The sequence below is a fragment of the Tunturibacter psychrotolerans genome, assembly GCF_040359615.1.
Classification (GTDB): Bacteria; Acidobacteriota; Terriglobia; order Terriglobales; family Acidobacteriaceae; genus Edaphobacter; species Edaphobacter psychrotolerans.
In genome coordinates, this window is sequence record NZ_CP132942.1 from 2,706,188 (window position 1) to 2,732,623 (window position 26,436).

Genomic DNA, 26,436 nt, shown 5'->3' on the forward strand with positions numbered 1-26,436 from the left:
CGATTTGAACGAGGTTGTTAGTTCGCCAGTCGTTTTCGGACTCTGAAGAGCTGGGCCTGTAGTCTCACGTAATCGTTGCGAACGTGGAACACCACATGCACTTCTCACTCAACAGGAATCCGTGAAGTTGTGAGCCAATTCTGCTGTCAATTGCACGCTAACTGTCAGAGCGCCGACTGGTACCTGACGTAATACGCCAATCATCTCGGAAACACAACTTTACTGGAGGAAAAAGGAGATATGAACATGCTTATACAGTTGCGGAATTTCCGGACACTGTGGGTGACAACGATTGCTTTGGCTTGCTTCAGCAATGCGTTCGCTCAACAGAGCTACAGAATCACCGACTTGGGCAATAACAAGAACACGAACAACTTCGCCATGGTCATGGGTCTCAACAATCTAGGTTGGGCGGAGAACATGGATGGAATCGTGAACCCTCCTGAGACAAGTACGTCTACGACAATTGCAAGTGGCCGCGCCGTGATCAGCATCTACGGATTCAACATCGATCTGGGCACGCTTGGAAAACCCGACGCCAACAGTTGGACTGACTATGGCGGGATCAACGACCTCGGGGAAGCCGTTGGTCTCTCCGAAACAGCGGTGCCGGATCCGAACGGCGAAGACATTTGCGGCTTTGGCACACATCTTCAGTGCCTTCCGTTTCTTTGGCGAGACGGCCACATGAGTGCGCTTCCCACGCTCGGCGGAATTAATGGGTGGGCTAACGCCATCAATAACCGCGAACAAATCGTCGGATTTGCCGAAGACGGTGCCCTGGACCCTACATGCGGAGACACCGTGAAGAACAATCGAATTACGTTGCCGGCGTTGTGGGAAAGAGGCAACGTCAAAGCTCTTCCTCTGGCAAGTAAAAGCGATGTCGACGGTTTTGCGAACGGGATTAACGAACGAGGCCACGCCGTAGGCTATTCAGGAAACTGCAGCGAGGCTCACGCCGTAGTTTGGAAAGACAAGACTGTCTTCCCGCTTAAGGATTACGGAGTTTTCAGTTCCGCATACGCCATTAACAACAGCGGTCAGATCGTCGGGCAAATCGGCAGTGCTGCGGGCTACTTTGCCGCATTTTGGCCGCAGGGCGCAGATGGGGAAGTCGTAAGCCTCAAACTTCTGCCGGGAGATTCTGCCGCCTTTGCCACCGGCATCAACAACCGGGGTCAGGTGGTGGGAAGCACCTTTGACTCGAAAGGAGACTGGTCCCACGGCTTCGTCTGGCAGGACGATGTGATCACCGACCTTAATACGGTAATTCCCGACGATTCCAACCTCCTCATAATCGCGGCTAGCAATATCAATGAGCTCGGACAAATCTCAGGCATGGCAACGGTGCAAAACGGTCCCCATAAGGGCGAAGTCCATGCCTTCCTTTTGACCCCGACAGGCATACACTTCGGCGCCTCGATGGCAGATTACGCACGTACACACCCGCATTCCGCTCTACCCGCGAATGCTTGCAATCACTCCTCGCAGAGATTCGGACCTGCCCGACTCCAGCGATAAAGGCATTCTTTCCCTTGCGTATGTGTCTGAACTCTCCCAGGTTTACCCCCAGACGCGACGGCACGCAGGGGTGGGAACACGAGCCCGTGAGACGTGTCAAACGGCACGCCTCACGGCTTTTCAATGACCGCACCGACGATGCCCGCGAATGCTCGCCAGCAGCTGTTGTCGAGGAACGTCGGACTCCGCCAACCACGGGCTAAAGACACCTTCGGACCTTGCATTTCAACTGTATGCCGCGCGAAGGCGCAAGGCCGGAGAATGTGCGGGACAAGATGGGTCACGTCGAATATCGACCTAACCCTGAATCGCCAACAACCGAACGTCGGGTCATGCGTGGCGCAATATCTGGTGCAAATCCGACATACGACATAAATCTATGTCTCGTCCAAGTTCTCGACCACGCCTATATTTCGGTTCACAGCTCCTAGATAAGCCAGAACCGATGGATCTTCGTCATTCTCACCGGCGCGTCGTGGGATGGAACGCCGCATCAGATTTAAGGATGGCCATTTGAGAACAACCTCAAAATCATTGAGTGAAGCAAGAGCATGATGAAAACTGGATTCGAGAAAACGAAAAGGACAGGTTGGCAGTGTGAGAAGCTACTGCTGGCCGCGTTGCTTTTACACTCAGTAATCGCACTTGGACAAATTCAAGCGACGAAGAAGCTTGAACCTTCTCCAATCCGGCCGTTTAAGATGCATGTTCCCGACCGTGTTCTAATCGATCTTCGCCGCCGTTTGGCGGAAACCAAATGGCCCGATCAACTTCCGGGCACGACGTGGGAGTACGGCGTCGACATCAAGAAGGTTCGGGAACTCGCGGACTATTGGCAGAACGGCTACGACTGGCGTGCGCAAGAATCGAAGATCAATCAGTTTGACCAGTTCACAACTGAAATTGATGGACAGCAGATTTATTTTATCCATCAGCGCTCCCCCCGCGCGGACGCCGTACCCTTGATGCTGATTCACGGATGGCCCGGCTCGATTTTGGAATTTGAGAAGCTCATTGCGCCGCTCACCCATCCCAAGGACATAAATAGTCCGGCATTTGACGTCATTATTCCCTCGCTTCCTGGCTTTGGATATTCCGGGCCCACCATAACCCGTGGCTGGGGCCCACAGCGTATGGCGAAGGCTTTAGTTGTTCTGATGGATCGTCTGGGCTATTCCAGATACGGCATACAGGGTGGTGACTGGGGTTCGGCAATAGCCCAGGACATGGCTTACCTGGCGCCCACGCACGTAATCGGGTTGCATCTGAACCTGATTTACCTGCCACCGCCGAACCAGGAAGCTGTTGCGAAAATGAGCGATGTTGAGCGGAAACGGTATTCCTACTTTGACCGGGAAGAGAGCAGCTTCTTTTTTCTCCAAGCCAGTGAACCGCAGACTCTTGCCTACGCCCTTACTGACTCCCCAGTGGGGTGGCTGGCCTGGATGATTGGCAAATTCCAACTACTTACAGACAACAACGGCGATTTTCTTACGGCCGTGGATCGCGACACCTTCTTAACCGATGTCACCCTCTATTGGGCCACCGGCACCATCGGCTCCGCCATGCGAATTTATCGTGAGAACCGGCTCACCATAGAGGAAATGGTGCCAACGCCACGCCTGGAGACTCCTGTGGGGTATGCGGATTTTCCGAAGGAGGTGGCTGTCCCGCCGTTCAGCTGGATTACTCAAACATACAACATAGTACAAAAAACTGGCATGCCGAAGGGCGGACACTTCGCTGCTCTGGAGCAGCCCGATCTCTTGGTTGCCGATATACGGAAGTTCTTTGCGAAGATTGATCAGAAGTAACGCGTTGTCCTGCGAGCCCTACTTTTACAGGCAGCACTTCTTGAACTTCAGACGACTTCCACAACTGCAAGGGTCAGGTGCGGAATCGCCATTTGCTCTATGCGTCTGTGGAGGCCGCAACCATCGAAGGCGCTGTCCATCGTCTGCGGCCAAAGCTGATGACCGTCTGCGCTGTGCTTGCCAGTCTCGTTCCGATCCTCTGGGAGTCTGGCATCGCCTCGGATGTGATGAAGCCGATTGCCGCGCCTATCGCCGGCGGCATGATTACCTCCACTATCCACGTTCTGATCCTGGTGCCCGTCTTCTTCGTGATGATGAAAGAACGATCATTGCGGAGGGGGCATCTGCAGCCACGGACTTCAGAGAGCAGTTAGAAGAGGGGAGAAGGTTCCCCTCTCCCTTCGCGCTCCTCGACATCTCCGTCAGGCTGGAGGTCACCGAATGCACCTTACTCTCCAGCGCCTGACTCCGACTACGTCCCTGTGGTCCGAAACGCCTAAAACATCTAACTTGCCGAAGACGAGACTTTCAGGGGGTTCGGCTTCACCTTTCCTAATAGCCGGTCATTTCGTCCATGTGGACGGGATTTGTAAACACTGGCCGAAAATATCGGGACTAATCGGGTCTCGATGAGTGTTGGCGATTTTTCGCCGATACCTAAAAACACGTGACGCGCGTCTGTACGGCGACCACAGGCCCACGGCTGGGGGCGAGTGCAGAGTTCGCTCTCCTTGACAACTTAGGAGAGAGTGGATTAGTTTCCTAATCATCTTAGGAGGGCGACGCCGTGTCCGACCAAGCCCAGCTTCTTCCTGGCACTCTCGATCTGCTCATCTTGAAAACAGTCTCTCTCGGCCCGCTCCATGGCTACGGTGTTCTTCTGCGCATCGGACAGATCTCCGACAGCGCTTTGATCATTGAACAGGGGGCCCTTTATCCTGCGTTGTTTCGCCTTGTGCGCCAGGGGCGTCTGAAGGCGAGCTGGGGGATATCGGAGAACAATCGCCGGGCCAAATTTTACGAACTCACCGCGGCGGGCCGAAGAGGTCTCCAGGAAGAGACGGAGGGTTGGAACCGTCTCGCGGCAGCCATGGCCTCCGCCCTCGCCGCTCGACCGGAGGAAATATGAGCCTATTAGTCTCTCTTCGCTCTTTCGTTTCAACGCTCTTCCCACGCTCCCGGATCGGCGCCGAAATGGACGAGGAGCTTCGCTCACACATAGAGCATCGCGCCGACGACCTCGAACGCTCAGGCCTTTCTCGTCTAGAGGCCGAGCGCCGCGCACGCGTGGAGTTCGGCAGCTATGAGCGGTACAAGCAGGAGAGCTACGAAGCTGTCGGCGGGCAATTCTTTGAAACCCTTCATCAGGACATCCGCTTCGGCCTTCGGATGCTGTACAAATCTCCGGCCTTCACCGCAGTCGCCGTCATTACGCTCGCACTTGGAATCAGCGCCAATGCAGTTGTCTTCAGTGTGTTGAATGGGTTGATTCTTCGTCCGCTCAATGTGCCGCAGTCGCAAAGGCTGTTTACCATCCAGCACGGCCAGGATCCTTCTCCACTCCAGTCGTATCCGGATTATCTCGATCTGCGCGATCGGAACCGGTCCTTCGATGGTGTCATCGCATATGCTTTCTCTCGGGTGGGCCTCAACACTAGTGGCGAGGCATCTACCGCGTGGCTGTATGAGGCCAGCGGAAACTACTTTGATGTGCTGCAAATTCGACCATATCTCGGTCGGTTCTTCCACGCATCGGATGAGCACGGACCCGACAGCAGTCCTTATCTTGTGCTCAGCTACGCCTATTGGATGAGCCACTTCCAGGGGGATCGCAACCTTGTAGGGCGAACAGTCGAAGTGAACAAGCATCCCTTTACCGTTCTTGGCGTCGCGCCGCCAAACTTCCGCGGCACTGAACTGTACTTCACGCCCGACTTCTGGGTGCCACTCGTGAACGAGGAGCAAGTCGGAGGCGGAAATGATCTAAACACACGCGGAGGCCGCGAGCTGTCGCTGATAGGCCGTTTGAAGCCAGGAGTCAGCACGGCGCAGGCCGATGCAGATCTGAACTCCATCGCGGCATATCTCGCGAAGAGCTACCCGAAGGACGACGAAAAGATGGTCTTCTCTCTTGCTCGTCCAGGTTTGATGGGCGACTTTCTTGGCCGTCCCGTCCGCGCGTTTCTTTCGGGAATGATGCTGCTGGCCGGGCTGATTTTGTTGGCAGCATGCGCGAACCTGGGCAATCTCTCGGCAGCTCGGGCGGCGGATCGGTCCAGGGAGATCGCTCTTCGGCTGGCCTTGGGATCGAGCCGCAAACGCATTCTGCGCCAGTTGCTCACGGAGGCAGTTCTGGTCTCATTGATGGGAGGCTCTGCCGGGCTTTTGGGAGCCGTCGTGTTGCTCCGGTGGCTCAGCGTATGGCGGCCCATATCGAGCTTCCCTGCGAATGTTCCAGTGAATCCAGACGCAAAGGTGTATGCAGTCGCTCTCCTGCTCGCACTCATAAGCGGATTGCTCTTTGGGATTGTGCCGGTGCGGCAGGTGTTACGGACGAATCCGTGGCAGACCGTCAAGGCGGGCCCTGCCGACATGATTGGGCGGCGGCTCAACCTCCGCGACCTTCTGCTTGTTCTGCAGATAGCGGTCTGCGCTGTGCTTGTCACATCGTCGCTCGTGGCTGTACGCGGCTTGCTGCGTTCGCTGCACAGCAACTTCGGCTTCGTCCCACAGAATGCCATGCTCGTCGAGACCGATGTGGATATGGCCGGCTACAGCGGCGACCAGGTACCTATCATGCAGAAGCGCCTGATCGACATCGTTGGAGCGATTCCAGGAGTAACGGCCGCGGCCGCCTCCGATATGCTCCCTCTCGGTGGACAGGATTTCAGCAACGTCGCCGTCTTCAAAGACAGCGAGACTGATCTTCGTCCGTCGAATGCCGTCCTGAACACGTATACGCAGAACATATCTTCGGAATACTTTGGCGCCGCCGGCACGTCTTTATTGGCCGGACGAACCTTTACCGTGCATGACGATAAACATGCGCCGCAGGTGGCAGTCGTCAACCGTGAGTTTGCGCGCAGAGTCTTTGGCTCCGAGGCCGCGGCGGTCGGCAGATTCTACAAGTCAATGGACGGAACCCGAATACAGGTGGTCGGTGTGGTCGAGGACGGAAGATACAGAATGCTCACCGAAGATCAACAGCCGGCGGCGTTTCTGCCTATTCTGCAATCACCATCAAGTTCAACGTGGCTTATCGTTCGCTCGGACCGCGACCCACAGGAACTAACTGCTGCAATCGAGGGAAGCCTGCGAAGTCTGGATGCCGGGCTGCCTTTCTCAATCAGGACGTGGGACAAAGAGATGGACAGCGCTCTGTTCGCTTCGCGCGTCGCCACGATATCTCTCGGGGTGTTGGGCGGATTAGGTGCAATGCTGGCGATGACGGGAATCTTCGGCATGGCCTCCTACTCGGTAAGCAAACGAATGCGAGAGCTGGGAATTCGCATCGCACTAGGTGCGCAACGCAAGGAAGTGTTGCACTCCGCGTTGGGAAGAGCCTGGCGCTTACTGGTTTTCGGCTCCGCGGTTGGCCTGCTTCTGGGGATTGCTGCGACCAGGGTATTGTCTTCGATCGTCTATCAGGCAACTCCTCGCGACCCGCTGGTATTGGTTGGTGTTGTTCTGGCCATGATGCTGCTTGGCCTGGTGGCCACCTGGATTCCAGCGCAACGCGCGTTAGGAGCCGATCCTTTGATGCTGCTACGTGAGGAGTGAAGCTCGGGCTGCGAGTCGAAAAATACAGGAACATTTGACATCTTCCACCAAATCTTTGAAACAGACGGGTTAACCGGCGATAACAGGGCAATGCACCCATCTAGCTTCAGTGTGGCGCTTCCGGGTAGATCAGTAACCAAAAACGCCGTAGTGTTCATTGATCCGATGGCGTTGAGCTGTCACTTTGCCGAATAGTCGGCTTGTCGGACAAGTGACGTCCCGTATTTCTTTGGAAACGGAGTTTTCGGAAACTTTGAGGCGACCTTGCCGAAAACGTGACTTTGAGGAAGGTGTCATCAATGAGTCTGAGAGCTCGGCTGGCTTGGCGGTTTCGTCGGGTCAGTGTAACCAGTCGGAACTTGAAAGAGAGCAGGGCTAGGTTCTACCTCGTGAAGATCACTGATGGTGGTGATTTGCTCTGTCCCGTCTAACTCCTTTGTCGTTATCAAGAGGTTCATCTGCAGGTCCGGGGAGTTCCAAATCTCGGTGACAGAGGTCCCTGACCAGACAGTTTCCGATCTCTTAGGAACGATGCGGGTGATACGGCAGCCGACAGCATCGAGCCCGTACATGTCGCGCCTTCCAAGATATTCAAACCTCACTTGATCGCGGTCGGGATCGTCGCTCGAAGACTCAGCATTTCCGGTCCGCATGCGCTGACTGCATTCGGGAACAGGACTCTCCTGTGTGTGCGTGGGGTTGGCAGCAATGTTTGAGACAAGAACAGTTTTCGTGTCCTCATTCCATTGGGTGTCGCGCATGCTGATCGGGTCCAATATGTGAACTGTGCCCTGGGTGAAAGCACCCTGCGCATCAGGCGTAGATGCAAGCTGCTCGTCGCGTATACGCCCTGCGAAATCTCTCATGCGTATGTTGAGGGCTTCGCGCAGGACTCTGACTCCAGCTCTTGTCGTCTCGACGCTCTGCACTCGCACTGTAGCGATATAAGGTCTGTTCTGAATCACTGGGAAGGCTGCGCCAAACCCAAGGCTCGAGCCCATAGTCAGGGCCCCGGGTGTTCGCTGAGGTTTGCTTTCCTGTGCTGCGAGGTCGGGTGCAACCAAGAGAGGACACAGCAGAACCATTGAATAAATGACGGAAGGCCGCTTTAAACGACCGCTCATCGACGTCACCTCTCCCTGTTAGACACCGACAAAGAGCGGTGTGTCGCCAGCTTGATCTGCCTTCGTCATCAAAACGGGGCTTTCGGTAACTTGATCCGTTAACTTACCAAGAACTACCCAGGGATTCCTGCTCTTCATACGTTTCGCCACTTCCATCCGTCTAAACGGCACATGATGACACCAGAAACCCTCTACAGACTCGCCCCGCCGTTGATCGGCCTACAATTTTTGGCCCTCGGATGGAAAGTGAACCGTGAGATCAATGTCCCAAATACCGAGAGGCAAACTGTTATCCCTCTTCCGGATGTGATCAACATCATGAGCCTGTTCGCAACGGTCGGCTGTCTAGTTGTACTGCCTATGGTGACCGAGTCGTACTATTGGCTCTCGAGGATCGTCTTGGGGAGCGGCTACGTCTTGATCGCTTTCTACCCATTTACAGTTGCGGCGCACTATCGACTGTGGACGAGAGAAGTTCCAAGCCGGAAAACCAGAGACGGCGCAAACTCTCCCTATGTAAACCGCGAGGAGCTTCTTACGTCGATCCTCTCCGTCTTGATTGCCGGGGTGGCCGCGACGTGTATGGGGAAGTATTGAACGGAATAACGCTGGCAAAGATTCTGTCCGGACAGCCACGTTGTAGCCGGTAGGCTGGAAAACGGGGTTATGAGAAAGTTCGGCCTTGAACTTGCCGCTGCAGGCGTTCCAGACCCCTTTCACGCCCTGCACTCTCTTGGTCTGCCGTAGTAGCCAGCTTCTCAGTGTTAAATATTTTCACATGATTTTGAACTCAAGAAACTGCTTTAGCGCTCAACCGGTCTTTAGGGTGTCCTCGGAGTTTATCAAGGTCGCCGCTTCGCACCCTGGCCAGCAATTAGATCTCAATCTCCGGGTACGTTTAGAAGAGTCTGAGCAAAGGTGGGTGTAGGCTTCTCTTCGTATGCAGCGACATTCATGCGGGATTGGAACCACGGATACGCGGGACTCGGCCCGAGTTCTTCATAGTGCTTATTGAAATAAGCCTCCACATGCTCACCGACGGGAACGGGGTTGGGTGCATTGGCAAGCACATTTTGGAAGATTGGCATCATCGCACCGACAACGCTTGGATTGACCTCGCGCCAGTAAGCCAGCGAGATCCGATCTGCTCCGTACTCCACCTGGTAATGGTCACGACTGAAAGAAACGTTCCGGCAGGCCTGCCGCCAGTGGCCCAGCTCGTGTATGAAAATCCAACCATGAGCACCCTGTTCGAACTTGGCACGGACGTCGGCTTCCTTAGCGCCGGGACCTGCAAGGTGAAAGAAAAAAGCCCTCTCTTGGAGATTAAGCAAGGTCCAATCAGAGGTGCGAATGATATTCGTCTTGTCGTCGTACTGCCCGAACGATGGGACATCCTCGACCAGAATAGTAGGAACGGGAATTGGACAATTTAAACCGTTTGCGTGAATGCGTGCGACGAAGTCATCACGCACGGCTGTGGCTCTGGCTAAAGTTGCAGCCTGTTCTCTGTCCTGGGTATGGGAAGCCGGGACTTGAGCGAAGAGTGCTGTAGCCACAAGCATGTAATAGATCGAGGCAAAGAGGACAAGGGCCAAAGCGCTGGAGAAGTGGTGAGAATTCCTACAGGACTGCATAGGTTGGGCCTCATTATTTTGGTTATAGAAGGTTTAGTGACTATGCGACAAGAGCGTGTGGATCAGCGGAGCGGTGGTCCGCTCTGTTGCGTAGAGTCCCCACGCCAACGGCAGTACGACGATGGACCAAGCCAAGAGCAACTTTAAGCGAGATGTTCGATTTGCCTGCAGTAAGGAGGAGGACTTTTCTTCTGTGCCAGAGACGGCTCGTTTGCTGAGCATCGGAGTACCGATTTCCTTAATCATGGGTCACCGCTTTCCGAAGTGATAGGCTGCACCCGTGCTGATCCGAAGGTTGTTTTGGTGGTCGTCTACCTTGTTGTCAAAGGTAGTCACGAAGTAGTCGACCTGCGCAACGCGAAGAGTGATTGTGCGGCTTATGTTGAACTCAACGCCTCCGCCCAGGGTCGAGCCAAAGACCGTCGACGACGAGGCTCCGCCCGAGTTCGCCGGAGCCAGTCCTCCAGTTGCGCGCACTGCACCCAGCAATATCTGACCGTAAGGAACAAAGCGAGCATGAGGCCTGCGGTAGAAGAAGCGCGGGCCGGCGAGATAGGACGTCAGCGTCAGGTCGAGAGCGCTGGCATCTATCTTCGAGGCATGCACGGCTCCAACCTCGATCACCGCGGCGAACTGGGGACCCAGATGATACGCATACGATCCGCTGCCGCCATTCATCGAAAAGCATCCGCAGCCGCCCGGTGGCGCGTTGGTGTGTACGTAGGTGTAGTCCAACGCGATCTCGTTGGATGGCTGAGTCTGCGCCATCAAGTTGACGGACGCAATCGACAAGAGCAATAGGGAAAGGAGTGAACGCATGGTCATAGGTCCTCGTTTACTGCACGGTCAGCGTGACTGTGGTGGAGTGGGTGTCCGATCCGCTGGTACCGGTCACGGTGATGGTGTAAGTTTTGGCCGACGATGGCAGCGCGAAGCCGGCACCGCAGCCTATCGTTGACGCCGTGATACCGAGCAAGGCTACGAAGCACGCAAGACTCGTAAAGACTCCCCAGCCTCTCTTCCCCGACCGGAATCTTCTGCCTGGGAAGAGCAACAGCAACGCTGCGAATACAGGCGCTGTGAAAGGCCATGGCGAAAGGTCACCTCTTCCTGCCGCCTGTTGAATTGTTGTCTGGACGATCATCGTCGCCTGAGCGCCAGAGCTTCCGGGTGTGACTGAAGCGGGGGAAAAGGTGACAGTCGCTCCCGGTTGAAGACCGTTGGCGGAGAGCGCTACCGCCTGGGCAAAGGTGCCACCTGTCGAGGCAACCGACACGCTGTAAGTGGCGCTGCTTCCCGAGACGACGCTTTGGGAAGCTGGCGTCGCGGTTACGGTGAAGTCTGCAGGCGCTACTGCGGCACCCGTGCCGGTCAGGGAACTGGTCTGCGTTCCCAGCGCGTCGGTCACCGCAAGGCTGGCGGCGAAGCTGCCCGTAGAAGTGGGCGAGAATGTAACCGCGATGGTGCAGGACCCTCCAGCGGCGAGCGTGGTCCCGCAGGTGTCGGCCCCAAGCAGGAAGGAAGAAGCGTTTGCGCCGGTGATGCTTACGGACGCGATCGACAGCGCTGCGTTGCCTGCATTGGCGAGCGTGAACGTCTGGGCTGCGCTGCTGCTTCCAGTTGTGACGGTGTTGAAGTTCGCGGAGGCGGCGGTGAGTGCGGCCTGCGGAGCTGTTGTGACAGAGGCGACGCCGGTACCGGTAAGCGCTGAGGTCTGCGTTCCCACCTGATCGACGATGGTGAGCGTCGCCGAAGATGGGCCTGCGGTGGTGGGCGAGAAGACGATGAGGATCTGGCAGGTACTTCCTGGCGGCAGTTCGGGGAGGTCGCGTGGGCTCGATCCGCCGCGTTTAGTCGCTCGGCTACGCGCCGGTCTTGCGTCTTCTGTGCCGCCGCTGGAACAGCTGTCGTTGACAATGATGAAGCTGTCCGGGTTCGCCCCGCTGAGCGAGATAGATGTAATCCCCAGCGATGCATTGCCTGTATTCGAGAGGGTGAAGGTTTGCGCAGAGCTTGCGGCGCTTGTCGTTATGCTGCCGAAGTCGGCGGTTGCGGGGGACAAGGACGCCTGCGGTGCAGAGGTTGTTACGGCATTGCCGATGGCGGAGAGCGCTACGGTCAAAGGCGATGCAGGATGGTTGAGGTCGTGAATCGAGTAAGTGGAGGTGAGTGGACCTGCGCTCTGCGGCGTAAAGGTAAAGGTGACGGTGCAGCTGCCTCCGTTGGCTGAGAGGATGCCACTGCAGTTGGTCGTCTGGGTGAAGTCGGTCGTGTCGGTCAGCGAGCCGCTGCTGAGATAGATTGCCTGATTGGTGGTGTTGGTGATGGTGGAGGTAAGTGCCGAGCTGGTGCTTCCCACGAGAATCGCTGGAAATGTCTGCGTGGTGGGTGCGATGGTGAGCGCTCCCGTGCTAACAGCGGCTATTGCCGTGCCGACGAGCGAGATCGTCTGTGAGGCATAGGGGCTGGCCGCATTCAGACTGTTGTCGGTCAGCACAATCGAGCCGGTGATGCTACCTACACTGACTGGTTCGAATTCCACCGAGAGTCCGCAGCTACTTCCTTGCGCCAACGTTCCGGCTGAAGAAGACGGACCCTCAAAGGGGCACGGCCCGCTGTTGCCGATGAAGAACGTGAAGCCCGCGGAGACACTCGCGTTTGACCCAGTCGCAGGTGGGGGCAGAGCCAGTGGCGCGTTGCCGATGTTTGAAACGATCGCTTGCAGCGGGCCGTCTGTCGTGTCGGTCGAGTCGACAGGAGTGGGCGTGGCAAAGGTCAACGTAGGGTTGCTGACATCGGTCTTGCGAACAAGATTGTTCTTGGTGTCGGCGACGTAGAAATTGCCCTCGCCATCTAACGCAACCTTCTGCGGGCCATTCAAAGAGACCTGCGTTGCCAGCCCGCTACCAGCAGAGCCTTGCGTGCCATTGCCAGCGACGGTAGTGATGGTTTGGGTGGCTGCGTCCACTTTTCGGATGAGGTTGTTGGAAAAGTCTGCGATATACAGATCGCCGGCGGGGTCCACTGCAACGCCCATCGGCCAATTCAATTGCGCGCTGGTTGCAGCTCCGCCATCGCCGCTGAACCCAGCGCCTAGTGTGTTATTTCCTGCAACAGTGTGAATGATGCCGTCCGTTGTTACTTCTCGTACGACGTGGTGGCCGGAATCCCCGATGAACAGATTGCCCGTAGAGTCCACGGTGATGGAATCGTAGGACGCATAGACGCCCTCGCAGCAGAGAGCCAGGTTCGCCTGGGTAGCCGGGCCACCATCACCGCTGTAGGTAGGAGAGCCTTGACCGATAGTCGCCGGATTACCCGCAACCGTTGTAATGATGCCCGAAGTATCCACCTTGCGGATGAGGTTATTGTCCTGATCTTCGATATATAGATTGCCCTGCAAATCGAGCGCGATGCCTTCTGGACGGTTCAGGCTCGCCTGGGTAGCCGGGCCATTGTCTCCGCTGTAACCTTGTGTTCCATTACCCGCAACGCTGGTGAGTATCTGCGTGATGGCATCTATCTTGAAGATCTGCTCGGCAGTCTCAGCTCCAAAATAGACGTTGCCCGCCGGATCGACAATCACGTCGCTGGGACGATCGAAAGTTGCACTGGTCGCAGGACCGCCAACGCCGCTCAAACCGCCGGCACCGGTCCCGGCGATCACAGTGATGTTGCCACTCGTATCAATTTTGCTGACGGTGTTGCTGTAGAAGGAAGCAACATATACGTTCCCCGCGAAGTCCACTGCCCCCGCGGATGGATTGCAAATTGGGCCAAGCGTTGCGGGCCCATTGTAAGCATTGCAATTTGGCCCATTGACCTCGCCAGCCAGCGTTGACATGGTTCCCGGGGTCAGCACTGCAAGCGGACTGATACCCATGCCGTTCAACCCGACATTGACCTTGCCGGCGCTGGTGACTACCTGCAGGGGTACGGCACGCTGGCCGGGGTATGCAGGGCTGAAAGTGATAGGGACCGTGCAGACCGTGCCGACTGGGTTTGAAGTCACGCCATCGACCGCGCAACCGCTAACTGAACCGACCGTATACTCCTGCTTGTTTCCTTGAGACAAAGGTACGGTGAAGCCGCTGATGGTCTCGGCCGAGGTTGTCTTCAGAAGGACATTCTGCGGTGTGCTGCTGCTGGCGACATTCGTAGCAGGTAACGCGATAGGGCCGTTCACCGATACCAACTGAGCAGGCAATGTCTTCCATGACACCAGGAGCAAAACCATCAGCCCGAGAAGGGGCAAAGGTTTATATGCTTTCATGGAGCCGTGACGGAGAGAACGGAAGTAGTGGGGCAGTATCCAGCGCGAGACCAACTGCGAGATTCCGGGAATAGGCGATAGCATCAGAATTTCTCCTTGAGTTCTTCAAATGACCTTTGGCAGATCCGTAGCTGACCGGCTGTTGAAACTTCCAGGTGCAGGCCGGATTGCTCGAGCGCGCGGTGGATACGGTCTGTGGTGGCAGGGGTATCTCCGTCAACCCGCGCAACGATGGTGATCCAGGGGCTACCGCAGGCGGGACAAACCTTCGGTGCGTTCGGAGTGTCCGGTTCGCTACCCTGAACGTGGAGCGCTGGACCCGTAACCGTGATGGTGACCTCACGGTGCTGGAACTCAATCGAGAGCCGCTTCGTTCTTTTCATGGCGTCCTTGGTGAAGCGCAATGGAGCGGGATTATCGTTTCCGGTCCTAAGAGTCGGCATTGCTATACTTGGCTCGTCTGGACTTCGTAGAGTTTTCCGAGTCCGCTTCGCTCGGCACAACCTGTTTTCCCACGGCTGCCGAAGGGGCGTCCTCAAGTCCAGCTCAATCACCCCTCAATTGAGGCTCAATCGGTCTATGTCCTTTGTTGCGAATCGTTTAGTCAAGTTTGAGGAGTATGAGATTGATCGCGCACGATGGCAATTGAGCTGGCGTGACGAGGCCCTGCCGCTCAATCGGAAGACATTTGACCTGCTTCTTTACCTGGTGGACCATGCCGACAGGGTGGTGGGGAAGGAAGAGTTGCTGCGTACGCTCTGGCCGGAGTCATTCGTCGAAGAGAGCAATCTGACCCAGCACATCTTTCTGCTCCGCAAGGCGCTATCCCGGCACGACTCCGGCTTGAAGTTCATCGAGACCGTGCCCGGACGCGGCTACCGCTTTACCGCCATCATCACGGAGCAGCTCCCTGTGGATCGCATGGTGATCAGCGCCAGCGAATCCATCACCCGGATCACCCTTGAAGAAGAAGTGGACACATCGGAGTCGGCGTCCCAGAGATTCGAAGTCACCCAGCCGCTGCTCTCCGCTCCCCTTGGAAAGCGTCATATCTATTGGATAGCCGGTGGATCCGTTGTTGCGGTGGCGCTTTGCGTCGCAGTCTGGTTTGGCTGGCAGCGCTGGCTGGATCGTTCGGGCGGTGCGCCAGTGCAGTTAGTGCTGACCCCGATGGAAGGCACGACTGGCGACGCCATCCTAGACAAATCGCTCACTCAAGCTCTCCGCATGGATCTGGCGCAGAGTCCTTATGTCTCGGTGGTTCCGGGCTCAATCGTCGGGGCGACCCTGACCCAGATGATGCATAAGCCGGACGAGGCAATGACTCCAGCGATGGCCCGCGAGGTCTGCGAGCGCACCAATAGCCAGGGTGTCTTGTCAGGCAATATCGCGAAGGTCGGGCAGCACTTTCTCATCACGGAGGAAGCCAGTAACTGCGTCGATGGCTCTGTCATCGGGGCCGCCAAACGCGAGGTCGAAAGCACCGAACATCTCCCCCGCGAGATCGATGGCCTGGCCGAAACCTTGCGGCAGACGCTGGGCGAGTCCCGCAGAAGCATCGCCCGCTTCAGCACTCCGCTCTTCTCCGCCGACACCGCCTCGCTCGATGCTCTCAAAGCCTACAGCCGCGCCTCTTACGACTCCGAACGCGGAAAGCGGGCCGAGGCCATCGAACTGCTCAAGCAGGCCATCGCCTTCGATCCCAACTTCGCCACGGCCTACTTCGATCTCTCAACCAACTATCGCGGCTCGGGCGATCATGAGGCCGAGCTAGCCGCCATTCAGAAGGCGTATAACCTCCGCAGCTACGTCAGCCAGGCCGTGCAATTCGCCATCGTGGCCCGCTACAACACCCTGGTCACCGGAGACCTCTTTGCGGCGGAGCGCAACCTGCAGAGCTGGACCGAGATCTATCCCCGCAACGCCACTGCATGGAACAATCTCTCCAGCGTACAACACGAGATCGGCCGCGTCTCCGAAGCCGTCTCCTCCAGCGAGAGAGCTTTGGAACTCATGCCGTCCAACCAGGCGATGTACGTCAACCTCGCGGTCAGGCAGTTGCACGCCAACAATCCAACCGCGGCCCGCGCAACCCTCGATCGCGCTATCGCCAAAGGCCTCGATGGAGACCGCGTGCGCAACTTCTATATGGAGCTCGCCTACTACCAGCGCGACGACGTGCTCATGCAGACCCAGATCGCCTGGAGCGCGGCCCACACCAACTCCCCGTTCTTCTTCCTTACCCAGGCTCAGATCGCGGCAGCCGAGGGCAGGCTGGCAGATGAACAAAGGCTCTTGGGCAAAGCAGCCGCTCTCTTCCGCACCCAGGGTCTGGCCGATGTCGCCGACAGCAACTCCAGAATCGTGGTGGTCGGGCTCATCGAATCAGGACAAAAGGAGGCCGGCGAAAAGCTCTTTCACAGCGTGCCCCCAGATCCCGCGGACCCCTGGTATCTGCTCGGTCTCGCCTACACCGGCGATCCTCAGGGCGCGCTCGCCGGCGTCAAGGCGATGCAGGCCAAGTACCCAAAGGGAGCTCTGGTCAACCTCTTCTGGACTCCCTATATTGAGGCCGAGATCGATCTGGCCAGCCACAAGCCGAAGGACGCCGTCGCCGTCCTCGAGCCTACTCGCGCCCTCGATGGCAGAGACCTCTTTCTGCCCGAGCTTCGCGGCGACACCTTCCTTGCCGCCGGTGAGCCTCTGCGTGCGGAGAAAGAGTATCGTGAGGTTCTCGCTCATCCATCCCTCGAGCCCATCTCCGCAAACATCCCGCTCGCCTGGCTTGGCCTCGGCCGCGCCCTTGCCGCTGAAGGCAATCGCGCTGCGGCTACTAATGCCTATCAGCACTTCTTTAGCCTATGGGCTCACGCCGACCCCGATGCGATGTATCTCAAGCAAGCCAAACAAGAGTTCGCTACCCTGCAAACAGTTAGCTTGGCCAAATAGGTGGGCCAAAAGGGCAAAACTGAATATCTTTCCTGTTTTGAGGGATAGTTCTTCGCCGAAGGGGATAGTCTCGTGAACTGTGTCGGAGTAGCTGGGAGGGATCTGTCACTCGAGAAAGTATCCGAGCGGCGCAAGACATTGGCCGATGCCCGCTCTGCGCGTCTTTGCAAGCGCTCACCTATGATTGTGACGAATGACGAAGGGCCTTCCTCGCCATCCTCGAATGGATGCGTGAAGGCAAGGATACGAACAATCTTGGAAAGGTCACTGACGTTTTAGGCTTACTCATGTCAAACCAGGAATGTTACAGAGTCGAACGGCACTATGAAGAAGCTACCAAAACACTTCTCGCCGCCGAGAACGATCTAGATAGTACTTCTCCAAACGCATCACCGCGTCTAGTCCGCGAGGCAAGGTTGCAGACGGTAAAGCGCGAACACGTCGAAGCCAGGGAGCTTCTTATAGAGCACCGTCGCAGCTGCTCCATCTGCAAAGCTAAAGGCATACCGGACTAGCATCCAAGGTCGATTCAACCCGCATCGATCCGTGTCGCATGTGACCAGAAGTTCATGAACTACGCAGGTTCCCGATCATGGTCCGCACATCGCCGGCGTCCACCACGAAGCGCGAGGTGCCGTCGAGCGAATCTGGGTCTTCCAGCACCCAGCGGCGCTCGTGTTGCATCTTGCTGGCTTCGCTCCGCCGCAGAGAACCATGGAAATGGTTGGCACCGGTAGCCCGCGCGAGGGCTGCAGCGTCCTTGATTCGCAGACCTCCACCAACAGCTATATCAATTCTTCCGTCAGCGATCTCGACCAATCGCGCAAGCTTGTCTGCTCCCGCCAGCACATCGGGTTCGCCGCCGGAGGTAAGAACGCGCCTGCAGCCAGTGGCAATGACGTCTTCGAGAGCCTGCTCCAGTGAGATGGTGTAGTCGAAGGCACGATGAAAGGTGATCTCGAGTGGCGCGGCGAGTTCGACGAGTTGGCGTGTGCGTTCCATGTCCACCGTACCGTCGGTTCGCAGGATCCCAAGGACAAAGCCGCTGGCTCCAAGGCTGTGCGCGTGAAGGAGATCCTCCCGCATCAGGGAAAACTCATCGTCCGTGTAGTGGAAGTCACCACTTCGCGGTCGCAACAGGACGTGAACGGGGAGGCCGCTATGAAGAATCGCAGCACGCGTCAGACCATGACTCGGCGTAAGCCCCCCTTCGCTGAGGGCGGTGCAAAGCTCAATGCGATCGGCACCGCCTTCGCGCGCGGCGAGGCAGGCCTGAAGACTCTCTGCACAGAGTTCGAAGATGATTTTGCGCATCCGAATTACACAAACCCCCAAAAGCTTTCCGATCCTTGGAAATAGTCGACGCGACGACCCGAAGCAAACGACGGGTAGAAGCTCTAACGATATACAGGATAACTTCAAAAAGTGAAAATTTGAACTTCAAATAATCACATTTATGAGAATATCAACGACAAGGAAAACGCATTACCTAGTTTCGCAGCCAGGAGCGAGCAGCGAGCCGGTCACGATCCGTATCCCCCACGTTCCTTCCTAACTCAGCCTGCCACGGGAAGCGAGCCGGTACGCGCGCGCCAGAGCGCACCGAGTATGGGATCGACAGTACCTGGCAAAACCTTCAGGGATGGGTGGTCGCGTCGCAGGGCAGAAACGATTCCTTCACGGATTGGGGCTACATGTTCGAGGATGCTGCCGGTAAACGCAAGCTCAGGAACCCACTCTGGACGATGGTTGGATGGGTCCCGCCGCAGGCGCTCGATGACAAGATGCGCAAGGTAAGCCAGTTCTTCTGCTTCGCGGTGAAGAACGTTCTGCGCAACAGCATCTCCTTCTGCGGCACACCTCACGACCAGGGGAGCAAGGCGGGTAAAGTCAGGGGAAGGGATCTGGTTGGCATAACCTATCAGCGATTCGAGATCGGGAAGCTGCCACAGCTCAAGAATCGCCGGCAGCAGTGCAGTCGTGCGATCTTCGTCGATGGCAAAAAAGGTATCGCGTAACGCCTGATGGCCGATTCTGCTGCCTGAACCCTGGTCAGCCAACGCGGGGCCCCATCCGCCGGCCGTGGTCAGTTCGCCTTGGATGGTGCGCCCAGCGACGTTGGAGCCTGTGCCAGCCATCACCAACACACCGGGTCCGCCGAAGAAGCCGGCATCGAGCGCAATCTCCACATCCCCCACGAGGATCAGCGAACCGCCGACGCGCTCGGCGAAGGCTTCCCGTATCCAATCGGTCACCAGTGCGACCGTTATGCCAGCGGCACCGACACAGCTGCGTGTGACCGACTTCATTGAAACTCCAGTCAACGCGGTCAACTCGGCAAGCGCCTTCTCGAGATTCTGCGTCGCAGAGTGTGCATCGGTGCGCATGCGTTTGATGGTGCCCCCACGGACTCGCGCGAGTTCACGGGTGTCATCTGCCAATACATATTCTGTCTTTGTGCCGCCTACATCCAGTGCAAGATAGAACGCCAAGCCGATTCCTCTTCTTTCCATAACTTCAAAAAGATAGCAGCAACGAAGACAGGATATTTGTTTCTAATCGCGATAGTGTTGCCACATCGTGTGCAGCAACCTTTGTACAGTTTCTGCAAGCCGATTGGGCAAGTTCGTCAAGACATCGTCGGTATTTTTGAAAACACCAGCCAGCAAGTGACAGGGGCAGAGCCGAAGCCCTGCCCCTGTGATGTTGATACTGCGGTTGGTCGATATTCGAGGACTGTTTCACGCCGTCCTAGAACCGATAGTTGGCGGAAAACTGCAGCCGGCGTTCCGTAGAACGAACGGCCTGTTGGATTCCGTTAGCAGTTCCCTGGTTTGAGATATTGCCGAAGTTGGCGTCGCCGATGTTTGTATCTGGATTGCCATAGCTGGCGATGTTGAAGGCATTGAAGGCATCGAACCGGAAGCCCAGGGTCTGCTCACGGATAATAGTGAAGTCCTTGAAGGCCGACATATCGACGTTTAGATAGCGAGGCCCGCGCGTGTTGCCGTTCCTCGCGTCACCAAAGGTGTTGGGGGCAGGCGCTCCGAAGGCGCACAGACCGTTGTCAACACCGGGAGTGGTGCAGGGAATAGCAGAAGGATCGGTGCCGTACCAGTTGTCGATAGTACGATTCACGATCTTCAATGCGCGGTACTGGTTCGGCCGCGCATTGCCGAAGCTGTTGGAGTTGTTCCCGGGTCCGTTGATGGTCTCCGGAAATCCGCTATAGACCACTGCGGCGGTCGAGACCTTCCATCCTCCAATCGCCTCGTCCACCGCGCGGTTGACGCCGGAGAGATACTGCTTGCCGTGGCCGAAGGGCAGGGAATAGACGCCGGTGCCGCTGAAGTTGTGACGTACATCGTAGGCAGCGGGACCCCAATCGGCAGCGCTGTCGTAGTAGTTCTGGAAGGCACCCTGACCGAAGTTGCTGGCACCTGAGGTATTCACCGCATAGTTGCCCGCGCTGTTGGTCAAAGCCTTCCCATAGGAATAGTTCACGGTGAACTCCAACCCATGATTCGTCCGCTGACGCAGGATCGTCTGCAGGGCCTGGTAGTTCGACGCTGCACGAGACTCCGTGATGAGCAGGCTATTGGAGCCGATGCTTACCGAAGGATCGATCGCATTTATACCAATGAACTGATTGTTGTAGTAGGGCGCCGAGGTGGGGTCGCCATTGACCCGCCACTGATTGAGGTTGCCGTAGTCTTCGATATGCTGGCCAATTTCACCGACGTAACCGACCTGTAGCGACAAGGACCGAGTGACCGCATACTCCGTCGTGAGATTGAACTCCTGAACATAGGCCGGCTGAATGTTCTGCGGATATACGTTGAAGGTGCCACCAGAGCTTACAGTTCCGCCGGTAAATCCCTGCTGCGCAGTCCGCGGAACTCCTGGGTTGCCAGGTGTGGGCGTGACGACGTTGACGTTAACCGCCTGAATGAACGGAGTGATCGAGGTCAGACGTTGGTTGGAGGAATTGCCTTCAAAGAAGCTGGTTGCACCATAACCGCCACGAATAACAAAGCGATCCGTTGCCTGATAGGCGAAGCCGAGACGTGGCGTGAATTGGCGGTAGTTGGCGTCGTAGCATGCACGATTGCTGCATAGGCCGGACCCAACGGGCGCACCGACGGGAATCTTGCTCGCGTAAATTACCTGACCCGTAGCGATGTCGATGTTGCCGGTCTTGTTGTTGGACTCCACCCAGGGTTGGTCATACTCGTAGCGGAGACCGGCGTTCAAGGTTAGGCGAGACGTGGCTTTGTAGTCGTCGCTGAAGAACCCAGCTACACGCCATTGCCGCTGCCCGACGTTCACGCTCGCCAACGTGGCGGCTGCTCCACTGACACGATCAAGCACAAAGTCCGCGCCTCCATAGCCGCCTGCATTAGCCAGCGAAGGATTGCCAGTAAACGCGCCGGTGTAGTTCAGCGATCCAAGAAAGCCGTTATTGTTGCTGGTCGGATAGTTGTTCTGGTAGCGAAGTGCCTGCACGCCCATGCTGAACGTACTCTTGCCGCGCTGCCATGTGAGGTTATCGATATAGCTGTAGGTGTTGTCTGTCAGGCTGCCATTATTCTGTGCACTGTTGCCGAGGCCGTTCAAGCCACCGCTTATATTTTGGAACGTAAAACCCTGAAAGGCCTGGTTGGGGAAAGTGATACCGACAACCGCGTTTCCGTTGTTGCCGAACACACCAGTTTGATCGATCGGCAGTCCCTGGTTCCAATTGATGCGCGTGAAACCGATGCGCGCCGAGTTGACGATCGACGGCGAGAAGATGCGAACCCAGGTCAGGCCGCCCAGCTGCGACGGGAAGGTGCTGCCATTCGGAAATGAGACAGGCAGAACCGAGGTAGCACCATCGTAGGCATCCGATTTCGAAAAGAACCCGCTGATCTTATCGGCGTTGTTCGGTGTGTACTCGATTTTGATATCGCCCTGGTTGTTCGCTCTAAAGGTTCGTTGTGGTCCCTGAAAATCGTTGTTCGCGATGCCGTCCGAAGGGGTGGCATTGGGCAATGGGTAGAGCTCCGGATGAGCAAAAAGATACTGCGCAACCGGGTTGTTGATCGGTACACCCTTATTGCCGACGTAAGGCGCGAAGCCATTCAATGGGTCGTACAGTTGAATCGGATTCGAACCAGTGAGAAGCGCCGAGAAATCTCCGTTGCGCATCGCCTGCGTAAAGACGCTTGCGGAATGAGTCCCACCCTGGTGGAAGCGCGATCCTAAATAGTCGGCGAAGAAGAAAAGTTTGTCGCGCTTGATCGGACCACCAATGGTGCCTCCAAACTGAGACTGAGAGAAGGGGTTGGTGGGGATGATGGGACTCTGGTGGTTATTGGTCCACGAGTTGGCATTGAGCTTGTAGTCCTGCACGTAGCCGTACGCCGAACCGTGAAACTGGTTGGTTCCGCTCTTGAGAACGGCGACCACACCGGCACCGTTGACGTTGCCATAGTCTGCCGGCGAGTTAGACGTCAGTACCTTGATCTCCTGCAAAGCCTCGGGCGCGGGGCTGTACGCGATCAGGTTATTGAATGTTTCGTTCAGATCGATCCCATCGAGCGTGTAGTTGTTCGCCTGAGCGCGGTTGCCATTCAGATTGATTGAATCGGTGGACTGAGTGCTGCGTTCAATGCTGGTCGTGCCCGATGTGCCCACGGTGCTTACCGAGCCCGGGACATAGAGGGTCAGAGCAGAGAAATCGAGACCATTCAAAGGGAAATTCTGAATCGTATTCGCCGTAAAGGTCCCGCTCAAAGTGGCGTCGCTGGTATTCAAAATCGGCGCCGCTTCGGATACGTTCACCACCTCCGCCGAGGATCCAACCGTAAGCGTGACATTGAACGTCGTAATCTGCAGCACCTCGAGTTGAAACGCTGGGATCGTCTCCTTATCAAATCCCTTCGCTTCCACCGTCACCTCATAGCGGCCGATGGGCAGAAACTGAATTCGATAGAGTCCCGACGCATTGGTTGTCACCCTTGAGTCCACGTTGGTATCGGTATTGTGGGCAACTACGCTCGCTCCCCCAACCACAGCACCACTCGGGTCGGTTATCACGCCGGTGATTGTTCCGGTTACGGTCTGCGCAAGCAGGCCCGACGTAAAGAACAGTGCTGCCAGGGCAATCACAATCCCGGAGATACGTTTGAGAAACTTTGTGCTTCGCGTTGCTTTATTCATCTTTGAACAACTCCAGGGTGTCTTGTGGGAGATAGGAAGATCCGCTTCACGCATTACGGCTGGCCTCTGCCGAACATCCGCTTGTGCGGTCAGAAAAATCAAATTGTGGGTTGAGGATAGAAATCTGTGTCAACATTTGTCAACAGACTTTTCACAATTGTGAAGAAAATTAGTTCAAATACTCAAAATGGAACCGCCGGTCTGCCAATAAATCAATTATTTGCAGATTTGTGCGTGATTAGAATGGACAGGACATGGCCCAGAAGACCCAGGATCGCGCGAACCAGATACTTCATCTCCTGCTACAGAAAGGCCAGAGCTGCGTTGAAGATCTGGCGACAACCATTGACGCCTCCCCGGCGAGCGTTCGACGCGACCTGATCAAACTCGCACAGCGCGGTCTGGTAAACCGCACCCACGGCAGCGTCGAACTGGCCGGCAAGATGACCTACGAGCCGTTCCGCTTTGACGCCGCCTTTCCGCTGCGCGAAGAGCGCTTTTCGAACGAAAAACGGCGCATCGCCATCGCAGCGGCGGAGATGGTCAACGAGGGCGACACCATCGCGCTCTCACCCGGCACCACCACCACGCAGGTGGCCCGCAGCCTCAGGCATCGCGAAGGCATCCATATCGTCACAAACGCGGTCAACATCGGGATGGAGTTTTCCAGCCTCCCGAACGCACGCGTCACCCTTACCGGAGGCTCCATCCGCTGGCCGGGCGCTTTTTCAATGGTAGGTGCAACGGCGTTCGACTCGCTACAGCGTCTTTTCTTCGACAAAGTCTTCATGGGTGCATGCGGTATCCATCCTGAGCACGGTCTCACCGTCATCGAATCCGAGGAAGCCTTGATTCTCGGGGAGATGGTGAAGCACGCCAGGCAGGTGATTGCGGTTGCCGATGCGAGCAAACTCGGCATATTCACCTCGACAAAGGTCTGCGCCACCACCGATTTACATACCATCATTACAGACGATAGCGTCGATCCAAAACTGGTCGAGGAGTTTCAACGAAAGCAGGTAAGGATGATCATCGTCTAGCGCGAGTGTCAGCCCACAGGAGCGAAAAATGAACGTTCCGCGCAGGCCAACTCGTGAGACGATGAGCCATGCATCCAGCCTGCGCTCCTCTCGTGATCTTTCTTGTGGCGCCCGTCACTATGACGCTGCAGGCTCAGAGCATGCCTTCGGTCGTGCCGCCCAGGCTGATCAGCATACCGAATCCGGATTGCGGGTCAGGGAAGTCCTGCCACAGAACGCACGGCCAGGTCCGTCTTATTGTCGATGTCCTCGAAAACGGAAAAGTCGGCGAGATAAGGGTCGAGCTTGGCAACCCCGTCCTGGCTGAGGCAGCCACCGCGGCTGCCCAACAGGCCGAGTTCGTCGCAGGTTCCTACCTGGGCAAACCTCAAAATATGGATTACGTCTTAAAATTCAGGTTCTAGGACTTGAAAAAAGCGATAGCATAGCTTCTGCACCGCAAGACGCCTGCCGGAAAAGCCGAAGAATTCCGATCTTTTTGTCCTCCTGTCGTCATCCAAGTAGGACAAACACAGGAGTATCATTGAAAAGTGCCGAAATATTCGATCGTTGTACCCTTCCATAACGAAGAAGAGAATGTAACTACCCTTTACGACCGCCTCAAGGCCGTCATGGAGCACGTCAACGAGACCTTCGAGCTGGTCTTCGTCGACGACGGCTCCCGCGACCGCACCTATCGTCTGCTGGAAGAGATCGCTGCCGTAGATAGCCGCGTCCTCGTCATCAAACTCCGCCGCAACTTCGGTCAGACCTCAGCCCTTGCCGCCGGCTTCGACCACGCCCAGGGTGATTTCATCCTTGCCATGGACGGCGACCTCCAGCACGACCCCGACGAAATCCCCGGCTTTCTCGCCAAACTTGAAGAGGGCTATGACGTTGTCAGCGGATGGCGCTCCCAGCGCGGCGACAACTTCATCATGCGCCGCATCCCCTCACGCGCGGCTAACTGGCTCATGGCCGCCCTCAGTGGCGTCGACATCCACGACTTCGGCACCACCTTCAAGGCCTACCGCCGCGAGGTCATCCAGAATATCCCCCTTTACGGCGAGATGCATCGTTTCATCCCCGCCCTCGCCTCCTGGTACGGAGCCAGCATCTGCGAGATTCCCATCTCCAATCCTGCCCGCGAGTTCGGCGAGAGCCACTACGGTATCTCCCGCACCTTCCGCGTCTTCTTCGATCTGTTGACCATTCGCTTCTTGCTGCGCTATATGACGCGTCCGCTCCACTTCTTCGGCACTATCGGAGCATTTGGCATGGTTGCCGGTTTTGGTATGGCCGCCTGGCTTCTGATTCTCAAAATCGTTACTGACCAGCACATTATGAGCCTCCACGGCCCGCTCTTCGTCATTGCCGGCGTCCTCATCCTCGCCGGAATCCAGATGATGGGGATCGGTCTGCTCGGCGAGCTCCAGGTACGGCACTTTCACACAGCCGCCCACCGCGCACCCTACGCGGTAGACCGAATCCTTCGCCTGCGCTCTGAAGAGAGCCTCATCCAATAACCAACAGACGATGGCCCCGCATTATTTTTTCGGGGCCATCTCCTCTGTCTCTTTCTCTCTCTTCAGCTCTTCCTGCGCCTCTTTGGTCGAATCCTTGAACGCCGAAGCGTCGAGTTCCTTGGACAGCTTGTCCTGCTCTACCAATGGATCGGTCAGCGTCTCCAGATACCCTTCAAATTGCTGAACGCACTCCCTCTGCTCCCCTGGTTGCTTTTTGTCTTTCAACTCGTTACGCAATACTTCTTCAAGCTTTAGTGCAGCATCCAGGCTGAACGCGACGGAAGAGTACGTTCGGCTTCTCAATGCGAAGACGTCTTCACGCAACCCCGTTTGGCTCACGATTAAGCCGGTCCGCGCATTTTCAAAGGATTGTTTCTCACACGTGGCCGTAAGCGTAGCCAAACCTTCAGCTGCCAGATGATTTGGACCGAGGTTGGAAGCAGTCGGCTGCGCAGTGCTTGAAAGTCCTTCCAGCAAGGAATTACTTCGATTCCCCGAGTGACAACCAGCGATCAGCAGAATACCGGCGATGCTCCCCGCTCGCAGTATCGCGCTCACTCTTCGGCTCTCCGCCCATTCACTCAAT

21 protein-coding genes are annotated in these 26,436 nt (G+C 56.6%); 10 read left to right on the forward strand and 11 right to left on the reverse strand.

The genetic code is table 11. The features are described 5' to 3' along the window. Positions 1-246: 246 nt before the first annotated feature. Positions 247-1,524 (forward strand): hypothetical protein, encoded by a 1,278-nt coding sequence (locus RBB77_RS11235; protein ID WP_353067422.1) that lies wholly within the window; start codon positions 247-249, stop codon positions 1,522-1,524. A gap of 551 nt (positions 1,525-2,075) precedes the next feature. Next, positions 2,076-3,338 (forward strand): epoxide hydrolase family protein, encoded by a 1,263-nt coding sequence (locus tag RBB77_RS11240; RefSeq protein WP_353067424.1) that lies wholly within the window; start codon positions 2,076-2,078, stop codon positions 3,336-3,338. 24 nt (positions 3,339-3,362) lie between these two features. On the opposite strand, the gene RBB77_RS11245 is transcribed toward RBB77_RS11240, so the two are convergent. Further along, positions 3,363-3,458, reverse strand: a complete 96-nt coding sequence (locus RBB77_RS11245) for an SEC-C metal-binding domain-containing protein (protein ID WP_353067426.1) — start codon at positions 3,456-3,458, stop codon at positions 3,363-3,365. Here RBB77_RS11245 and RBB77_RS11250 point away from each other — a divergent pair. The 3 genes from RBB77_RS11250 to RBB77_RS11260 all read left to right on the forward strand — a co-directional run bounded on the left by RBB77_RS11250 (position 3,416) and on the right by RBB77_RS11260 (position 7,118). Further along, entirely contained in the window at positions 3,416-3,712 is a 297-nt protein-coding gene (locus tag RBB77_RS11250; protein ID WP_353067427.1) for an efflux RND transporter permease subunit, read from the forward strand. The two genes, RBB77_RS11245 and RBB77_RS11250, sit on opposite strands and share 43 nt — an antisense overlap. Before the next feature lie 413 nt (positions 3,713-4,125). Continuing rightward, positions 4,126-4,467: a PadR family transcriptional regulator gene (locus tag RBB77_RS11255; RefSeq protein ID WP_353067428.1), complete on the forward strand. Its 342-nt coding sequence runs from the start codon at positions 4,126-4,128 to the stop codon at positions 4,465-4,467. Next, positions 4,464-7,118: an ABC transporter permease gene (locus RBB77_RS11260; protein ID WP_353067430.1), complete on the forward strand. Its 2,655-nt coding sequence runs from the start codon at positions 4,464-4,466 to the stop codon at positions 7,116-7,118. Before RBB77_RS11255 ends, RBB77_RS11260 begins: the two co-directional genes overlap by 4 nt. A 296-nt stretch (positions 7,119-7,414) precedes the next feature. On the opposite strand, the gene RBB77_RS11265 is transcribed toward RBB77_RS11260, so the two are convergent. Beyond that, complete coding sequence (locus RBB77_RS11265) at positions 7,415-8,119, reverse strand: hypothetical protein (protein ID WP_353067432.1); 705 nt, start codon at positions 8,117-8,119, stop codon at positions 7,415-7,417. 294 nt (positions 8,120-8,413) lie between these two features. Between RBB77_RS11265 and RBB77_RS11270 the strand changes: the two genes are divergently transcribed. Then, positions 8,414-8,839: a hypothetical protein gene (locus tag RBB77_RS11270; protein WP_353067434.1), complete on the forward strand. Its 426-nt coding sequence runs from the start codon at positions 8,414-8,416 to the stop codon at positions 8,837-8,839. A 284-nt stretch (positions 8,840-9,123) separates the two neighbouring features. On the opposite strand, the gene RBB77_RS11275 is transcribed toward RBB77_RS11270, so the two are convergent. From RBB77_RS11275 to RBB77_RS11290, 5 genes are all read right to left on the reverse strand, one after another. Then, positions 9,124-9,717 (reverse strand): hypothetical protein, encoded by a 594-nt coding sequence (locus tag RBB77_RS11275; protein WP_353067436.1) that lies wholly within the window; start codon positions 9,715-9,717, stop codon positions 9,124-9,126. Positions 9,718-9,912: 195 nt separating this feature from the next. Continuing rightward, complete coding sequence (locus RBB77_RS23705; protein ID WP_434557108.1) at positions 9,913-10,125, reverse strand: MFS transporter small subunit; 213 nt, start codon at positions 10,123-10,125, stop codon at positions 9,913-9,915. Between the two features lie 3 nt (positions 10,126-10,128). Further along, on the reverse strand, positions 10,129-10,698 hold the full coding sequence (locus RBB77_RS11280) for an outer membrane protein (protein ID WP_353067438.1): 570 nt from the start codon (positions 10,696-10,698) through the stop codon (positions 10,129-10,131). A gap of 16 nt (positions 10,699-10,714) precedes the next feature. After that, positions 10,715-14,236, reverse strand: a complete 3,522-nt coding sequence (locus RBB77_RS11285; protein ID WP_353067440.1) for a choice-of-anchor D domain-containing protein — start codon at positions 14,234-14,236, stop codon at positions 10,715-10,717. Continuing rightward, positions 14,236-14,595 (reverse strand): hypothetical protein, encoded by a 360-nt coding sequence (locus RBB77_RS11290; protein ID WP_353067442.1) that lies wholly within the window; start codon positions 14,593-14,595, stop codon positions 14,236-14,238. The genes RBB77_RS11285 and RBB77_RS11290 overlap by 1 nt, the downstream gene beginning before the upstream one ends. A gap of 136 nt (positions 14,596-14,731) precedes the next feature. On the opposite strand from RBB77_RS11290, the gene RBB77_RS11295 reads away from it, so the two are divergent. Next, positions 14,732-17,101 carry a winged helix-turn-helix domain-containing protein gene (locus RBB77_RS11295; RefSeq protein WP_353067444.1) on the forward strand — a complete coding sequence of 790 codons (2,370 nt, stop codon included), beginning with the start codon at positions 14,732-14,734 and terminating at the stop codon, positions 17,099-17,101. Between the two features lie 567 nt (positions 17,102-17,668). Here the strand turns inward: RBB77_RS11295 and RBB77_RS11300 are convergent. From RBB77_RS11300 to RBB77_RS11310, 3 genes are all read right to left on the reverse strand, one after another. Beyond that, a complete protein-coding gene (locus RBB77_RS11300; RefSeq protein ID WP_353067446.1) occupies positions 17,669-18,415 on the reverse strand; it encodes a copper homeostasis protein CutC in 747 nt (248 codons plus the stop codon). Between the two features lie 242 nt (positions 18,416-18,657). After that, positions 18,658-19,593, reverse strand: coding sequence for an N-acetylglucosamine kinase (locus RBB77_RS11305; RefSeq protein ID WP_353067448.1), 936 nt, complete (start codon positions 19,591-19,593; stop codon positions 18,658-18,660). Positions 19,594-19,852: 259 nt separating this feature from the next. After that, positions 19,853-23,305, reverse strand: a complete 3,453-nt coding sequence (locus RBB77_RS11310; RefSeq protein WP_353067450.1) for a TonB-dependent receptor — start codon at positions 23,303-23,305, stop codon at positions 19,853-19,855. 254 nt (positions 23,306-23,559) lie between these two features. Here RBB77_RS11310 and RBB77_RS11315 point away from each other — a divergent pair, with 254 nt between their 5' ends. From RBB77_RS11315 to RBB77_RS11325, 3 genes are all read left to right on the forward strand, one after another. Next, on the forward strand, positions 23,560-24,345 hold the full coding sequence (locus tag RBB77_RS11315; RefSeq protein WP_353067452.1) for a DeoR/GlpR family DNA-binding transcription regulator: 786 nt from the start codon (positions 23,560-23,562) through the stop codon (positions 24,343-24,345). A 68-nt stretch (positions 24,346-24,413) separates the two neighbouring features. Then, positions 24,414-24,749, forward strand: coding sequence for an energy transducer TonB (locus tag RBB77_RS11320; RefSeq protein WP_353067454.1), 336 nt, complete (start codon positions 24,414-24,416; stop codon positions 24,747-24,749). A gap of 126 nt (positions 24,750-24,875) precedes the next feature. Further along, on the forward strand, positions 24,876-25,850 hold the full coding sequence (locus RBB77_RS11325; RefSeq protein ID WP_353067456.1) for a glycosyltransferase family 2 protein: 975 nt from the start codon (positions 24,876-24,878) through the stop codon (positions 25,848-25,850). A gap of 21 nt (positions 25,851-25,871) precedes the next feature. Here RBB77_RS11325 and RBB77_RS11330 read toward each other — a convergent pair whose 3' ends face one another. Next, positions 25,872-26,327, reverse strand: coding sequence for a hypothetical protein (locus RBB77_RS11330; RefSeq protein ID WP_353067458.1), 456 nt, complete (start codon positions 26,325-26,327; stop codon positions 25,872-25,874). Positions 26,328-26,436 lie beyond the last annotated feature (109 nt).

Excerpts from the sequence above, each read along its gene's own strand:
- RBB77_RS11290 (WP_353067442.1), bottom strand. The coding sequence starts at position 14,595 with ATGCCGACTCTTAGGACCGGAAACGATAATCCCGCTCCATTGCGCTTC.
- RBB77_RS11240 (WP_353067424.1), top strand. The coding sequence starts at position 2,076 with ATGATGAAAACTGGATTCGAGAAAACGAAAAGGACAGGTTGGCAGTGT.
- RBB77_RS11300 (WP_353067446.1), bottom strand. The coding sequence starts at position 18,415 with ATGCGCAAAATCATCTTCGAACTCTGTGCAGAGAGTCTTCAGGCCTGC.
- RBB77_RS11280 (WP_353067438.1), bottom strand. The coding sequence starts at position 10,698 with ATGCGTTCACTCCTTTCCCTATTGCTCTTGTCGATTGCGTCCGTCAAC.
- RBB77_RS11310 (WP_353067450.1), bottom strand. The coding sequence starts at position 23,305 with ATGAATAAAGCAACGCGAAGCACAAAGTTTCTCAAACGTATCTCCGGG.
- RBB77_RS11235 (WP_353067422.1), top strand. The coding sequence starts at position 247 with ATGCTTATACAGTTGCGGAATTTCCGGACACTGTGGGTGACAACGATT.
- RBB77_RS11270 (WP_353067434.1), top strand. The coding sequence starts at position 8,414 with ATGATGACACCAGAAACCCTCTACAGACTCGCCCCGCCGTTGATCGGC.
- RBB77_RS11285 (WP_353067440.1), bottom strand. The coding sequence starts at position 14,236 with ATGCTATCGCCTATTCCCGGAATCTCGCAGTTGGTCTCGCGCTGGATA.
- RBB77_RS11315 (WP_353067452.1), top strand. The coding sequence starts at position 23,560 with ATGGCCCAGAAGACCCAGGATCGCGCGAACCAGATACTTCATCTCCTG.
- RBB77_RS11260 (WP_353067430.1), top strand. The coding sequence starts at position 4,464 with ATGAGCCTATTAGTCTCTCTTCGCTCTTTCGTTTCAACGCTCTTCCCA.
- RBB77_RS11320 (WP_353067454.1), top strand. The coding sequence starts at position 24,414 with ATGCATCCAGCCTGCGCTCCTCTCGTGATCTTTCTTGTGGCGCCCGTC.
- RBB77_RS11295 (WP_353067444.1), top strand. The coding sequence starts at position 14,732 with ATGTCCTTTGTTGCGAATCGTTTAGTCAAGTTTGAGGAGTATGAGATT.
- RBB77_RS23705 (WP_434557108.1), bottom strand. The coding sequence starts at position 10,125 with ATGATTAAGGAAATCGGTACTCCGATGCTCAGCAAACGAGCCGTCTCT.
- RBB77_RS11265 (WP_353067432.1), bottom strand. The coding sequence starts at position 8,119 with ATGGGCTCGAGCCTTGGGTTTGGCGCAGCCTTCCCAGTGATTCAGAAC.